At 68.2% G+C, this 14,939-nt stretch carries 11 protein-coding genes; 3 read left to right on the plus strand and 8 right to left on the minus strand.

Annotated elements, in window-relative coordinates:
• The 8 genes from DVDV_RS18795 to DVDV_RS18830 form a co-directional block, all read right to left on the minus strand.
• On the minus strand, window positions 1–1,390 hold a 1,390-nt coding region (locus DVDV_RS18795; protein WP_075356138.1), incomplete at its 3' end, for a sigma-54 dependent transcriptional regulator.
• The gene (locus DVDV_RS18800) at window positions 1,387–3,114 is read right to left on the minus strand and encodes a transporter substrate-binding domain-containing protein (protein WP_083634831.1); all 1,728 of its coding nucleotides are present in this window, start codon (window positions 3,112–3,114) and stop codon (window positions 1,387–1,389) included. The genes DVDV_RS18800 and DVDV_RS18795, both read right to left, overlap by 4 nt.
• 91 nt (window positions 3,115–3,205) lie before the next feature.
• Window positions 3,206–5,770 (minus strand): PAS domain-containing protein, encoded by a 2,565-nt coding sequence (locus DVDV_RS18805; protein ID WP_075356140.1) that lies wholly within the window; start codon window positions 5,768–5,770, stop codon window positions 3,206–3,208.
• Window positions 5,771–5,871: 101 nt separating this feature from the next.
• On the minus strand, window positions 5,872–8,346 hold the full coding sequence (locus DVDV_RS18810) for an EAL domain-containing protein (RefSeq protein ID WP_075356141.1): 2,475 nt from the start codon (window positions 8,344–8,346) through the stop codon (window positions 5,872–5,874).
• Window positions 8,346–9,341, minus strand: coding sequence for a phosphate/phosphite/phosphonate ABC transporter substrate-binding protein (phnD, locus tag DVDV_RS18815; protein ID WP_175577128.1), 996 nt, complete (start codon window positions 9,339–9,341; stop codon window positions 8,346–8,348). The genes DVDV_RS18810 and phnD overlap by 1 nt, the downstream gene beginning before the upstream one ends.
• Window positions 9,342–9,438: 97 nt before the next feature.
• Window positions 9,439–9,906 (minus strand): EVE domain-containing protein, encoded by a 468-nt coding sequence (locus DVDV_RS18820; RefSeq protein WP_075356142.1) that lies wholly within the window; start codon window positions 9,904–9,906, stop codon window positions 9,439–9,441.
• 34 nt (window positions 9,907–9,940) lie between these two features.
• Complete coding sequence (locus DVDV_RS18825) at window positions 9,941–10,150, minus strand: hypothetical protein (RefSeq protein ID WP_075356143.1); 210 nt, start codon at window positions 10,148–10,150, stop codon at window positions 9,941–9,943.
• Between the two features lie 125 nt (window positions 10,151–10,275).
• Window positions 10,276–10,749: a phage regulatory CII family protein gene (locus DVDV_RS18830; protein WP_075356144.1), complete on the minus strand. Its 474-nt coding sequence runs from the start codon at window positions 10,747–10,749 to the stop codon at window positions 10,276–10,278.
• A gap of 182 nt (window positions 10,750–10,931) precedes the next feature.
• Here DVDV_RS18830 and DVDV_RS18835 point away from each other — a divergent pair, with 182 nt between their 5' ends.
• The 3 genes from DVDV_RS18835 to DVDV_RS18845 are packed head-to-tail and all read left to right on the plus strand — an operon-like array spanning window position 10,932 to window position 14,842.
• On the plus strand, window positions 10,932–11,996 hold the full coding sequence (locus DVDV_RS18835) for a DUF6599 family protein (protein ID WP_075356145.1): 1,065 nt from the start codon (window positions 10,932–10,934) through the stop codon (window positions 11,994–11,996).
• Window positions 11,993–13,042 (plus strand): DUF362 domain-containing protein, encoded by a 1,050-nt coding sequence (locus tag DVDV_RS18840; protein ID WP_075356146.1) that lies wholly within the window; start codon window positions 11,993–11,995, stop codon window positions 13,040–13,042. The genes DVDV_RS18835 and DVDV_RS18840 overlap by 4 nt, the downstream gene beginning before the upstream one ends.
• A 3-nt stretch (window positions 13,043–13,045) precedes the next feature.
• Window positions 13,046–14,842 carry a 4Fe-4S binding protein gene (locus DVDV_RS18845; protein ID WP_075356147.1) on the plus strand — a complete coding sequence of 599 codons (1,797 nt, stop codon included), beginning with the start codon at window positions 13,046–13,048 and terminating at the stop codon, window positions 14,840–14,842.
• The last annotated feature ends 97 nt before the right edge of the window (window positions 14,843–14,939 follow it).

The raw sequence follows: 14,939 nt of genomic DNA on the forward strand, positions 1-14,939 counted from the left end.
GGGATTTGAGGCGTTTGGACAGGGCGGGCTGGGAGATGCCGAGCAGCCGGGCGGCCAGGGTCTGGTTGCCGCCGGCCCGGGCCATGGCTTCGGTGACCAGCAGATCGGCGGCTTCGCTGAAGGTGGGCAGCCGTTCGCAGCCGGCAAAGAGATTGGCCGGGGGCGCGTCCCGGCAGGCATCGCAGTTCCCGACGGCGGCTCGGATGCCTTCCAGGGCCAGGGTCGGGCCGGCGGTGAGGCTTACGGCGTCGAAGATCATGGCCCGCAGTTCCCGGATGTTGCCGGGAAAGGCGTAGCCGGCCAGGCAGGCGGCCAGTTCCCGGGGAAGGGCCGGCACGGGCTTGTCCATGGCCCTGGCGGCCTCACTTGTGAAATGGCGGGCCAGCGGCTCGATGTCTTCCCGACGTTCGCGCAAGGGCGGGATGCGGGTCTGGTGGGTGCGCAGGCGGTAGTACAGGTCGCGCCGAAAGCGGCCGCCGGCTTCTTCCACGGCCAGATCGCGGTGGGTGGCCACGACCACCCGGGCGCTCAGGCGTTTGGGGAGATCGCTGCCAAGGGCGAAGTATTCGCCTTCCTGGAGCAGGCGCAGGAGCTTGACCTGGGAGGGGATGGACAGGTCGCCGATCTCGTCGAGAAACAGCGTGCCCCCGGCCGCTTCCTCGACCATGCCCTTTCGCGGGGCCTCGGCCCCGGTGTAGGCCCCGCGCACGTGGCCAAAAAGCGTGTCGGCAAAGACCGTGTCGTCCAGGCCGGCCACGTTGACCGCGACAAAAGGCCCTTCCCGGCCGCTGACGGCATGGACGGCGCGCACGACGTTCTCCTTGCCAACGCCTGATTCGCCGGTGACCAGCAGGGGCTGGCTGCTTTTGGCCACGGCCTCGATGTAGGCAAAAACGGAAAACATGGCCCGGGAGCGGGTGACGATGCCGGCAAAGGCCTCGGGATGGGCCAGGGCTCCGGTCACGAGGCTGCTCGTGACGGCGTGGTTCTCGTCGCGAAGCTCGATCATGCGGATGGCCCGGAGCACGCCGCTGACGATGCGGTCTTCCTCGTCGGTCTTGACGTAGTAGTCAAAGGCTCCCAGGCGCATACAGCGCACGGCGGTGTCGAGTTGGTTGACACCGCTTATGATGATGACGGCCACCTCCGGATGGCGCTCGGCGATGCGGGCCAGGAGTTCCTCGCCGGAAAGGCCGGGCATGGTCAGGTCGAGCAGGGCCAGACGGATGCCGCCCTTTTCCAGCAGCGGCAGCACATCGCGGCTTTCCTGGCACAAAAAGAGGTTGGTGACGCCGGCTGAGGATTCAAGGGTCAGCGACAGGGAGCGCAGCCAGGCCGGTTCGTCGTCGACCAGCAGGATGCCGAAGCCGGGGAACGGAGTGTGGGTCATGCGGCGGGCTCCTCGGTTGCGGCCGGGAAGGCGATGGCGGCGGTGGTCCCCTGGCCCGGGGCGGAGACAAAGGTCAGAACGCCGCCGTATTCCTTGAGGATGCCGGCGGAAACAGACAAGCCAAGGCCGGTGCCGCCGGTCTCGCGCTTGGTGGTGAAAAAGGGATCGGTCAGATGGGGCAGATGTTCGGGGGCGATGCCGGAACCCTCGTCGCGCACGGTCAGCACCACCCGTCCGGCGGCCTCGTCGTGGCGGACGCGGACGGCAATGGCCCTGGAGCGTTCGGGCAGGGCCTGGCAGGCGTTCAGGATCAGGTTGACGATGACCTGCTCGATGCGCTGGGAATTGCCGAGGACCAAGGGCAGGTCGGGGTCGTAATCGGCCGTAAAGTGGTCGGTGGCCTTGCGGATGGCGGCATCGAGCAGGCGCACGGCCTTTCGCGAGGCGTCGGCCACGTCGATGAGCGTGCGGCCGGCGCCTTCCTCGCGTCGGGCAAAATCCTTGAGATCGTTGACGATACGTTTGATGCGCAGGGCCCCTTCCTGCATCTCTTCGAGCAACCGGGGCAGTTCGTGGCGCATTCGGGAATAGGGAATGCCGCCGAGCAGGAAATCGCCCTCCTCCTTGAAACGGCGCTCCAGGATGCGGGCGCAATCGGCCTGGGCCTTGCGCAGGATGGGGATATTTAAAAGAATCAAGCCGTTGGGGTTGTTGATCTCGTGGGCCACGCCCGAGACGAGGATGCCCAGGGCAGCCATTTTGTCGGCCTCGACGAGCTGGCGCTGGTTGCGGGACAACTCGTCCAGGGCACGCGACAGCGAGGCCGTGCGCTGGGCCACCTGCCGGCGCAGGGAATGGCTCCACAAGACCGTGCCGCCAAGCAGGGCCAGCAAGGGCAAGGCCACGGCGGCGGCGTAGCGGGCAACGGTTGTCCAGGGCAGCGGCCGGTCTTCCAGGACGCCGAGCCACTTGTTGTAAAGGGCCTCGTATTGGCCGGTGCCGCGCAGGATGGCCAGGCCTTCGCTGAACCGGGCCAGCAGGGCCTCGTTGCCCTTTTTGACGGCAAAGCCATAGCGCAGGGTGGCCACCGACCGGGCCACCACCTCGATATTGTCGAGTTTGTTGTCTTTTATGATGTAGTTGCCGGGCAGCATGGCCACCACGGCGAAATCGCCCAGTCCCGAGGCGAGCAGGCGCAGGCCGTCGGCGGGTGTGTCGACCAGGATCAGGTCTTTTTCATTGCCCATGCCGGCCAGCCGGTCGTGCATGTAGCCGCGCCGGTGGACGATGACCGTGCGCCCGGCCAGATCATCAAGGCTCCTGGCCACGCGCTCGCCTTTTCTGGCGAAAATGGCGTGGTTGACCACGGCGCTTGGCGGGGCAAAATCCACCTCGCCGGCGGCGCGCTCCTCGGAAAAGCTCATGCCCTCGAGGATATCCACCTCGCCGTCGAGCAGGGCCTGGCGCATCTCGGCCCAGGCGCCCAGGCGAAACTCGATGCGCAGCCCCATGACCTCGCCGATGGCCCGGCTGAGGTCCACGTTGAAACCGGCGGGCAGGCCGTCCTTGTCGAGAAATTCGTAGGGTGGATAGTCGCGGTCGCCGCCGACCACCACCGGCCGGGTGACGCCGGGAATGCCCTCGGCCCCGGCCGGCGCACCCAGGCAGACGAACACGAGGACGACGCAGGCAAGCGTCAGGGGGATGGCGGCAAATTGGCGCATGGGAGGTGTTGGTTGCTTTGGGACTCTCGCCCAAGCAGGGCCAAGACTAGGCCAAAAGGCGACCCCTGCCAAGGGCTCCCGACCGGCCCGGCTAGGCCGCTGTCCGACGCCGTTTGCCAAGGACCGTCTTCATGACGCCCTCAAGCTCGTCCATGGAAAAGGGCTTGGCCACGTAGCCGTCCATGCCGGCCTCCAGGAAGATCTCCTTGTCGCCGGCCATGGCATAGGCCGTCAGGGCAATGACCGGGATGGCCGCCTTGGCCGCCAGATGCGGCGCGGTGCGGATGGCCCGGACCGCCTCCAGGCCGTCCATGCCCGGCATCTGGATGTCCATGAGCACGAGGTCGAATTCGGCCCCGGCCAGCCGGGCCAGGGCCTGTGCGCCGTCATTGGCCAGGGTGACGGTGTGGCCGGCCTTTTCCAGCAGGCGGCGGGCGGCCAGTTGGGTTATGGGATCGTCCTCGGCCAACAGCACCCGCAGGCCGACGGCGGCGGGGCGGCGGGAGTCGGGGCAGTCGATCTGGCAGGCCAGGGCCTTGGCCGTGGCGAAGGTGATGCAAAAAAAGAGAGACGTGCCCACCCCGGGTTCGCTGTCCACGGCGATATTGCCGCCCATGAGCGCGACCAGCCGGCTGCAGATGGAAAGGCCCAGGCCCGCTCCCTGGGCATCGCGGCGATAGCCCTGGCTGACCTGGGTAAACGGCTTGAAAAGGCGGTCCAGGGCCTCATCGGGGATGCCGCAGCCGGTATCGGCGACACAAAAAAGCACCCGCACCTCCCGGGGTTTTCGCGGCGGCAGCGGATAGGCTTCCACCGTGACGGAGCCGGCCGTGGTGAACTTGAAGGCGTTGCCGATGAGGTTGGTCAGCACCTGCTGCACCCGGGCGGCGTCCCCGAGCACCACGGCCGGCAGGGCGGGGGCGATATGGCTTATAAGCGCCACGCCGGTCTGCCTGGAGGTTGGCATAAACAGTTCGAGCACCTGGCGCAGGGCCAGGGCGAGATCAAAGGGTTCGGACTGGATCAGCATCTTGCCGGCCTCGACCTTGGAAATGTCCAGGATGTCGGCCAAAAGCCGGGTGAGCCGTTTGCTCGACTGGATGGCCAGTTCGGCATACTCGCCCTGCTCGGCGTCGAGAGTCGTGGTTTTGAGCAGCTGGAGCATGCCCAGGATGCCGTTTAACGGCGTGCGGATCTCATGGCTCATGTTGGCCAGGAATTCGGATTTGGCCTTGTTGGCGGCCTCGGCTTCGTTTCTGGAATCGAGCAGCGAGCGCTCCATGGCAATGCGCGCGGTCACGTCCTCGCGGATGAGGATGCCCCCGGCAAAGGAGCCGTCCTCGGCGGCCAGGGGGACGCCGCGCATATTGACGTAGCCGTCGTGCCCGCCGGTAAACTCCGGGAAGTACACGGCTTCAAGCTCCAGGGCCTCGCCGTGAAGCAGACCTTCAAGCTGTCCGGCAATGCCGGCCCGCACCACACCGGGCAATTCGGTCAGCCGGCGGCCCAGAAAGAAGTCCGAGGTTTTGCGGCCTGCGGCAAAAACGTCCAGATGGCGCTTGTTGACAAAGGTGATGCGGCCCTTGGCGTCAAAGGCCATGATCGAGATGGGGGCCTGCTCGGCCAGGAGCCTGTACCGCTGCTCGCTCTCGTGCAGCCGGGCCTCGGCCTCCCGGCGTCCGGTGGTCTCCGTGGCCATGGTGGCCACCCCGAGCAGCCGGCCGTCGTCGCCATAAACCGGGAATTTCCGGGTCAGGAAGGTGCGCACGGCTCCCGCTTCGCCGCCCATTTCCTCTTCGCTGGTCAGTGATTGGCCCTGGGGCAGGACCAGGGCCTGACGGTCGTTTTCCACATACCGGGCGATCTCTTCCGGGCTGGACAGGCCGGCGAAAAGTTCCGGATCGGTGCGCCCGACCACGTCTTCCAGCCGGTGGCCGGTCAGTTCCTGATAGGCCCGGTTGACCATGACATAGCGCAGGTCGCAGTCCTTAAAGACCACGATGTATTCGGCGTTTTCCAGCAGCTCGAAAAAGACCAGCCGGGATTCGTCACGACGACGGCGCTCGGTGACGTCGCCGGCAAAGGCCAAAATACGGTCCGGCTCCGTCCGCACAGCCGACACGGACCAATAGCGCTCCCGGCTGTCCTTGTCCCGGCACAGCAGTTCGACGGTGCGGCCGTCGGCCACGGCCTCGGCAAACCGGGCCAGCCCCGCGTCCCGATGGGACGGGTCGAACATGTCGGCCACGGTGCAGGCCAGCAGTTCGCTGCGCCCGTAGCCGGTCATGCGGCAGGCTTCGGGATTGACGTCCAGGAACCGGCCGGCGGCGTCGGCAATGAAAATGGCCGAGGGGGCGTTCTCGACAAAGTTGCGGGAGCGCTCCTGGCTGGCTTCAAGGGCCAGCTGGGCCTGTTTCCTGGAAACCAGGGCGACAAGGAGAGCGACCAGGCCGCCGGCCATGATGGCCACCACGGCCAGCACCGACCAGAGGATGGCCCGGGTGTTGCCAACCAGGGTCTCGAAACCGTCCAGGCCCGGCCCCGGCGCAAGCCCGCCGCCGGCCCCCTCCCCGCCTGCCGGCCACAGGCAAAAAACGCCGGCCAGCACCGGCACGGCCGCCCAGAGCCGGGCTGTCCGACCAAAGAAAGGCTGCATCCGGAACGCCGCCCCAGCGGCAGGCCGGCGGAAAGGGTTTCGCATAATTTCTGATACGACCCAGGCGGCGCAGCGTCAACGGATTCCCGGCGGCCGCCGGCCTATTGGGCCGGACTGCCGCCCTTTTCGCGCAGCAGCCGGGTAAACAGCCGGGCTTCCATGGACTGGGCCGAAGCCGGGGCAAACCGGGCCGGCGCAGGCTTGCCGTACAGCCAGCCCTGGGCCATGTCGCAGCCGGCAGCGGATAAAAATTCGTGTTGCAGGGCCGTTTCCACCCCTTCGGCCACCACTTCCAGGCCCAGGTTCTGAAACAGCCCGATAAAGCCAGAGACCATGGTCCGGGCGCGGTGGTCGCGCTCCAGGGTGCGAATGAGCGACTTGTCGAGCTTGACGATATGCACCGGATATTCAACCAGGGCGCTTAGCGACGAATAGCCCACGCCGAAATCGTCCACGGCTATGCGAAAGCCGCCGACGATGAGCTGGCCAAGCACCACCCGGGCCACGGCCGGATCGGCAATGATGAGCGATTCGGTCATTTCCAGCACCACCCGGCCCGGATCAATGCCGTGCCGGTCAACCCGGCCCAGGAGATCCTCGACGAAATCGTCTTCGAGGAACTGGTCGCGCGACACATTGACCGACACCGTGGCCGCAAAACCCTGCCCGTCCCAGGCCCGCAGCTGGGCAAAGGCCAGATCGAAGACCTGGCGGCCGATCCGGCCGACCAGCCCCTCGTCCTCGGCAAAGGGAATGAACTGCGCCGGGGCAACCAGCTCCTGGCGCCGGTTCCAGCGCACCAGGGCCTCGTAGTGCGCGACCCCGCCGCCGGCCATGTCCACAATGGGCTGGAAGTGCAGGACAAACTCATCCCTGGCCAGGGCCTGCCTGAGCTTTTTCCGAAGATCGAGCCTCGCCTGGGCCTTTTCGGCGATGACCGGGGTAAAAAAGTGCAAGCGCCCGCCCCCGGCCGCCTTGGCCGCGTACATGGCCGTGTCGGCGTTTTTCATGAGGGTTTCTGAATCGCCGCCGTCAGCCGGATACAGGGCCGCGCCAATACTGGCCGTGGCCTCCAGGGCGACGCCGTCCACGTCCAGCGGTTCGGCCATCCGGGCCAGCAGGGCTTCGGTGACGCGCCCCACCACCTCGGCCTCGGACGTCTCGCGCAGGATCACGGTGAACTCGTCGCCGCCCATGCGGGCCAGGGTATCCTCGGAGCGCAGGCAGGCCTTCATGCGGCCGGCCATGACGGTCAGCACCCGGTCGCCCACGGCGTGGCTCAGGGAATCGTTGATCCATTTGAAATTGTCGAGATCGACAAAGAGCAGGGCAAACCCGCGCCCGCGCCGGGCCTCGATACAGATTTCCCGCTCCAGGCGGTCCATAAAAAGCGCCCGATTGGGCAGGCCGGTCAGGCTGTCGGAATAGGCCAGGCTCTTGAGCAGCTTCTGGGTGGCCTTCTGCTCGCTGATATCGGCAAACACAAGGACATGCTGGCTGGCGGCGTCGCCGTCGAACGCGAGGGCGTTGATGGTCAGGCGAAGCGGCACGCGCCCGCCCCGGCGGGTAAGGCCGCGCCATTCCCCGGCCCAACCGGCCCCGGTTTCCAGGCTGCGGCCAAGCTCGGCCACGCGCTGTGCATCGTGGTCGGACAGAAACGTCTCCCAGACCGTTCTGCCGGCCACTTCCCCGGCCGAAAAGCCGGTGACCCGCAGGCAGGCGGCGTTGGTCTCCTGAACCCGCAAGTCCCGGTCGGTGATGACCATGGCCGTGTCGGTCGCTTCCACCATGGTTTTGTAAAGGGTCAGGCGTTTCTCGGCCAGCCGGCGCTGGAGGTTTTCCGCCCCGAGTTCGCTGTTGGCCCGCTCAAGCGTCCCGGTCTGCTGGTTCACCTCGGCCAGCAAGGCGTTGTAGGCCCCGACCACCTGCCCCAGTTCGTCGCCGCTTTGCCAGGACAGGGGGGTGCGCTGGCCGGTTGCGGCGTTTCGCTCCAGGGATTCCCGCAGCCGGCGAAGCGGCACGCCGACCTGCCAATGCACGGTGAGGCCAAGGACCGCCATGAACAGGACGGCCAGGGCAAAAGCCGCCGGCAATTCCACGGAGCGGCTGGCGGCCAGGCCCTGGCGTATCCGGCTGTCATTGAAAACGACCTCAAGGCGGCCCAGCTGGTAGGTTTCCTGTCCGGCCTGCCGCGTCAGCTCCCGGCTGGCTGCAAACACCCGGCCCGTGGCCGGGGCCGGCCGGCCGGTGGCGGCCAGGACCTGGCCCCGGGCATCGGTGAGCCGGGCCAGTTGCAGGTCGGAACTCAGGGCGTAGCTGCGAAACAGCCGGTCGATGGCGGCCTGGTCAAACTCCCACACCGCCCCTTCGAGTTCGGCCGCCTGGGTGGTCAGGAAGCTGTCCAGGCGATTTTGCAGATCCTCTTCAGCCTGCCGGGCGAACTTGTCTGCGAAAAACACGAACAAAACCAGCCCCACTCCCAGGGACAGCGACAAGGCAGGGAGCAGGATCTTGGCGGCCAGGCCCTGACGCGGCAGGTACCGGACCGCCGCCAGATGCGCGACGAGGGAGGCCATCAGTCTGCGGCGGGCAGGCCGCGCAGCCCGGCGTCGACGGCGGCCAACCGGCGCTGGCGTTCGTCCGGGGACAGTCCGGCGTCGGCCAGGATGCGGTTTCGCTGCCGGGTGAGTTCAATGCGCCGCACACTGATGAGCTGGCGGTTGTCCGAGGTACGAAACCCGGCCCGGTTCATGCCCTCGAGCACCGCCTGCTCGTGCGCCAGGCGCTGCGGCGTCTTGCCCGGCGTCTCCCGGCCGTAGTCGAGCAGGAAGGAGCGGATGGCCTTTTGGCGGGTTTTGTCGAGATCGGTCCGCCAGACCAGGGGATCCGACGGAATGGGCGGCGAGGTCCAAATGACCGCCACGGCCCGGCCGGCCTCGGGATGGCGGGCCATGGACCCGGCCAGATTGATGGTGTTGCCCGTGGCCACGTCCAGGCGGCCCTCGGCCACGCCCAGGAAGTTGGCCTCGTGGTTGTTTTGGACCACGCGCCGAAACACGGCGCGGGCTTCGACGCGCCGGGGGGCAAAGAGGTAATGGCCGGGAATGACATGGCCCGAGGTGGAGTTGCTGTCGCCGTCGCCGTAGGTCAATTCCCCGGCCCGGGCAAACACGTCCTCCACCGTCCTTAGGCCCGAGTCGGACCGGGCCAGGAGCACGGCGTTGTATTCGGTGCGCCCGTCTGCCTCGACCGCCTGGAAGGCGACCTCGGCCCCGGCCCGGTCCACGGCCTCGATGGCGGATTTGTTGCCAAGCCAGGCCACCTGGACGTGGCCGGCGGCCATGGCCCAGATGACGCCGGCATAGTCGTCAAAGAGCCTGGCCGTGACCGGAACGCCGATGGCGGCGGCCATGTCGCCAAGCAGCGGCTGCCATTGGCTGCGAAGGACGTTTGGGGAGGCGGTGGCGATCAGCCCGAACCCGAGCCCTTCCCCGGCCGGAACCGGCCGGGCGGAAGAGACGGCAAAGCAGCAAACGAGCAGGAGGCAGCAGGCCAGGGGTCCCATGCACATGGGGCCTGCCATAGCCCAAAAAGCACCGGGCACGGCGATTGTCACCGTTTTGTCGGGAAAATGTAACCGGCTCCGGCTGTGGCAACCGGCCCCGGCCTCAGGTTGCGGCCAGCCCCATGGCCCGGATGACGGCGAATTCCTGCGCGGTCACGGGCATGACCGACAGGCGCGACCCCTTGCGCAACAGTTCCATGCCGGCCAGCTCCGGCACGGCCCGAAGGGCGGCAAGGGGCACCACGCGCGCAAATCTGGCCACAAAGCGCACGTCCACCATGGACCAGATCGGATTTTCCGGGGTGGCCCTGGGATCGTAGTGTTGGGCCTCCGGGTCGAGGGCCGTCAGGTCGGGATAGGCCTCGCGGGCCACCTCGGCCAGCCCGGCCACGCCCGGGTTGGTGACGCTGTGGTAAAAAAGCAGGCCGTCACCCAGGCGCATCCCGTCGCGCATGAAATTGCGGGCCTGGAAGTTGCGCACGCCGTCCCAGCCCGTCACCCCGTCCGGGGCGGCGGCCAGATCGTCGATGGAAAAACAGCCCGGTTCGCTCTTGATCAACCAGCAGCCCATGGCCGCCCTCCCGTGGCCGGTCCCGGCCGGAGGCTCAGCCCAGGCGGCCGACCTCGGTTGTGCACTGCTCGTCCCATTCAAGACAGCTTAAGTCCGTGATGGCCTCGAACTGGCCCAGGCAGCGCTGGCATTTTTCGGCAACCGCCACCGATCCGTCCCGGATGTCGGTCTCGGCGGCCGTTACCGTGACGGTCTGGCCGCAGGACGGGCAGACGGCTTCAAACGTGGCTGTACGGGTGGTCATGGCCTGTGCTCCCTGGTTCGGCTTGTGCCCAAACGGCGTTTTTTGCGCTCCCGGCAGCCCGGAAGCGGCCCCCGACCGTACACCGGGCCGGTGCCGGGCGTAAAGCTGCAGGCCCGGTCCGGTCCTCAGGGCCCGACCAAGGCCTGCGCCGGGCCGGGCCGGGGCGTCCCGGCCTCGGCTGCACCGCCGCGTGAGACGTAAAAGGCGAAATCTTCCTTGAGCTGGCGGATGAGCACCTCCCGCCGCGCCCCCACCACCTCAACCGGCAGCCCTTCCAGCATGGCCCGGTGGTAATCCACCAGGGCCTGGTAGGTGTCGAGCAACTCCTCGTGAAAAGTCGGCTTGTCCGGCTTGATGTCCTTATTCGATACCAGTCGATGGTCCATGGCCTCGGCCAGGCAACGCAACGGCACCGTGGAATTGCACGCCTGCATCAGCGGCAACAGCGTCTCCACGCCGAGCTTGGCCCGCCGGTCTTCAGGATCGAGTTCCCGCATCAAAGTGGAATAGGGCTTGCCCAGGGTATGGGCCACCTCTTTGATGGGTTTCGGACCACTTCTGACCATGTCCAAAATTACGTCTCTGACGTCTGTCGCCATTGCTAAACGCCTCATGGAGTCACTCGGTTGCATTTCCCACGGTGTTGTCTGATAGCATGGGGGAACGGCGAATTGTCAAGAATGGCGTGTGGATTGCCCGACCGGCCGGCCGGCTTGTCATCACCGCCAAGGCCGGGTACACAGACAGGGTGTAGATTTGTGTGGTGCAACCTGGAGGCCCTATGGTCGTCTCACGCCCAGGTTTGAAAAACGGACAGCGCGCGGCCGCCCGGGCGGTGCTGGCCGGTCTGGCCGCCATTGCCGTCTGGCTCGGCGTGGTCCAATCCCAGCCAAATCCCGCCGTGCTGGTGGCCCTGGCCCCGCCGAAAATCGTTGGCGCCATGGCCGGCGGCCCGGCCGACGCCCGGCAATTCGCCACGGCCGCCTTCCTTAACGCCCTGGCCGGCGCAAAAGCAGCCTCGGCCGTCGAAAGTTACGACGCCGTCAGCCTGTCCGACCGCATCGACGGCAAGGCCGAACTCTATCTGGCCGCCAATTTCAAGGAAATGTCCTGCCGGGCCATGACCCTGCCAAACGGCGCGCGCCTCGACGTGTACGTTTATGCCCAGGCCACGCCGGCCGACGCCTTTGCCGTGTTAAGCGCCCAACGCCGGCAGGGGTCGCGCCCCCTGCCGGCCCTGGCCCCGGACGCCTACGCCACGCCAAACGCCCTCTATTTCACCCGCGCCGGCCACTATGTGGAAATAACCGCCGACCGGGCCGACCCGGACACCATGGCCGGCCTGGAAACCCTGGGCGCGGCCCTTTTTGCCGCCCTGCCGGCCGAGGCCCCGGCCGGCGGGGCCAACGCCGCGCCCAGGCCTGATCCCAAAACGCTTTTCCCCACCGAGGGCCTTGCCGCCGACAGCCTGCGCCTGGCCGCGGCCGACGCCATGGGCATGGCCGGATTTTCCAATGTCTACACGGCCGAATACGCCCTGCCGGCCGGCGCGGCCACGGCCCTTCTGGCCGCACGCGACAGTCCGGAGCAGGCGGCCGGCGACGCCCGGGCCTTTGCCGATTTCCTGCGGCAAAACGGCTACGCCGTTACCCCCCTGCCGCCGGACGCGCCGGGTCTTGCGGCCGACGCCGTCCTGCTTGAGGCCGACGGCTCCCATGAAATACTCTGGACCCGCGGGGCCATGCTGGCCGGGGTGCATGACGCGGCCAACCGGCCGGCCGCCCTGGCCCTGGCCGCCGCCCTGGACAAGGCCCTGGACAAGGCCGGCCCCGAGGTGAGGCCATGACGCCCAAAACACCCCTGTCGCCGCCGGACGCCCCAAGCGCCGCCGGTCCCAAAGACCCGGACCGCCGCCGGTTTCTGGTCCGGCTGGGGGCCGCCTCGGCCCTGGCCGTGGCTGCCGGTGGCCTGGGGCTGGCCCTGCGCGATCCGATCGGTCCCAAGGCCGGCCCGGGCGGCCGGGTTCTGGCCGGGCTGGGCGATTTTTCCGTGGCCCCGCCCGCTCCGGGCCGGTCCCGGCTGGCCACGGTCCACGGCACGGACCGCCGGGCCATGTTCAACCAGGGCATAAACGCCCTGGGCGGCATGGAGGCGTTCATTGGCCGAGGCGACGTGGTGCTCCTTAAGGTCAACGCCGTCTTTGCCTCGCCGGCCCTGCTCGGAGCCACCACCAACCCCGACCTGCTGGCCGCCGTGGCCGAGGCCTGCCGCCACGCCGGCGCGGCCAGGGTGCTCGTCACCGACAACCCGATAAACAACCCGGACAGCTGCTTCGAGGTCTCGGGGCTGGCCGGCGCGGCCCGCCAGTCCGGGGCAGCCCTCATCCTGCCCCGGCAAAGCCTGTTTGCGCCGGTAAGCCTGCCGGGAGCCGCCTTTCTCACCGACTGGCCGGTGCTGGCCGGGGCCTTTGCCGGCGTCACCAAGTGCATCGTGCTCTCCCAGGTCAAGGACCACCAGCGGGCCGGAGCCTCCATGACGCTCAAAAATCTCTACGGCCTGCTCGGCGGGCGGCGAAACATCTTCCACCAGGACATAAACGGCGTCATCGCCGAACTGGGCCGGCTGTTGCGCCCCACCCTGTGCGTCCTGGACGGGGTGACGGCCATGATGACCAACGGCCCGACCGGCGGTTCGCTGTCCGACTTGAAAGCCACCAACACCATGATCCTCTCCACCGACCCCGTGGCCGCGGACGCCCAGGGGGCAGGGCTCCTCGGGCGCACCCCGGCCGACCTGCCCTATCTGGCCCTGGCCCAGGCCGCCGGCGTCGGCAGCATCGACCCGGCAGGCCTGTTCCCGGTCAGCCTCAACGTCGAACCGGCGGCGGGCTAGGCCATGGGCATCGTCACCGCCCGACGCATCAGCCAGGGTTTTTTCCTGCTCCTTTTCTGCTGGCTGGGCCTGGTGGCCACGGTTGGCGACGGTTTTTTTGAGCTGCGCGGCTGGCCCGTCGACTGGCTGCTCTCCCTTGACCCGCTGCCGGCCCTGGCCACGGCCCTGGCTACCGGAAGCCTCTATGCCCCGCTCCTGTGGGCCGTGCCGGTGGTGGTCCTGTCCCTCTTTCTCGGCCGCTTTTTCTGCGGCTTCCTCTGCCCGCTCGGCACGCTCAATCAACTAAGCGGCTTCCTGGTCCGCAAGGGCCTTGGCCGCCCGGCCCGGGCCGGGGACAACCGGCCCGGACCGGCCCAGGGGCTCAAATACGCCTTGCTCGCCCTGCTGCTGGCCGCAGCCGCCCTGGGCAATGTCCAGACCGGCCTGCTCGATCCCCTGCCGCTTCTGACCCGTTCGGTCGATCTTGGCCTGCTGCCGCTCCTCGACCCGCGCCAGGGCCTGGGGCAGGCCGAGGCCCGCCACTACGACGGGGCCTGGGTGTTCGGGCTGCTCCTGGTCGCCATCCTGGCGGCCAATGCTGTGCGGCCCCGGTTTTTTTGCCGCTACCTGTGCCCGCTGGGGGCATTTTTCGGCCTGCTTGGCCGGTTTGCCCCCTGGCGTATCGGCAAGGCGTCCGAAGGCGACTGCGGCACCTGCCGGCGGTGCGAGGAATACTGCGAGGGCGGCTGCCGGCCGTCGGGGAAGCTCATCGCCAGCGAATGCGTGCTGTGCCTCAACTGCCTGGCCCGTTGCCCCACCGGCCGCATCGGCTTTGCCGGCCGGGCCTCGGCAGCCGGCGAGCAGCCCTTGCCGGACTTTTCCCGGCGCGGGGCGGTGCTGGTCCTGGCCTCGGGCACGGCCGGGCTTGTGGCCGCGCCGCTGTGGAGTGTGGGCGGCGTGGCCGGGGCCGGGCGTAATCCAGGGCTGATCCGGCCGCCCGGATCCCTGGACGAGGCCCGGTTTCTGGCCCGGTGCATCCGCTGCGGCCAGTGCATGCGGGTGTGCCCGGCCAACGTCATCCAGCCGGCCTTCACCGTGGCCGGAGCGGCCGGAATATGGACCCCGACGCTCGATTTCCGTCTGGGCCGGACCGGCTGCCTGCAAAACTGCATCGCCTGCGGCCAACTCTGCCCCACTGCCGCCATCCGGCCGCTGACCCTGGAAGAAAAGCTCGGCCAGGGCGATTTCACTGCCGCCGGCCCCATCCGGCTCGGCACGGCCTTTGTGGACCGCACCCGCTGCCTGCCCTGGGCCATGGGCCGGCCGTGTCTGGTGTGCCAGGAGGTCTGCCCGGTCAGCCCCAAGGCCATTTCCGTGCGCGAGGTCTTTGAGCCGCTGCGCGCCCCGCGCCTGACCGTGGCCGGGGGACAGGGGACGGAAGTGGCCGTGGCCGCCCTGGCCCCGGTCGGGCGCAATCTGGCCTCCGGCGATTTTTTCCTGCGCCCGGCCGGCAGCCCCGGCCAACCGCCCCGGCGCATCCTCGGCGCGTCCGGCGTCCGGCTCACCCTGGCCGAACCCCTGGCCGAGACCGACACGGCCCCGGGCCGGGAACTGGAAATGGTCGTCCGCCTGGAGCAGCCCCATGTGGACCCGGCCCGATGCATCGGCTGCGGCATGTGCGAACATGAGTGCCCGGTGTCGGGCCTGCGGGCCATCCGGGTCACCAGTGAAAACGAAACGCGTTCGGGGCCGGGCCGCATGGTGGCCGACGCCGCCCCGCAAGGAGGACCAGCATGTCCCAGAAAACAGCTTCCGGCCTGACCCGGCGGGCGGCCCTTAAAACCCTGACCCTGGGCGGCCTGGCCGCGGCCGGGGCCGGCCTTGGCGCAACCGCCGCCCTGGCCCAGGCTCAATCCCC

Source organism: Desulfovibrio sp. DV (assembly GCF_001936595.1).
In the GTDB taxonomy this organism is placed as follows: Bacteria; Desulfobacterota; Desulfovibrionia; order Desulfovibrionales; family Desulfovibrionaceae; genus Solidesulfovibrio.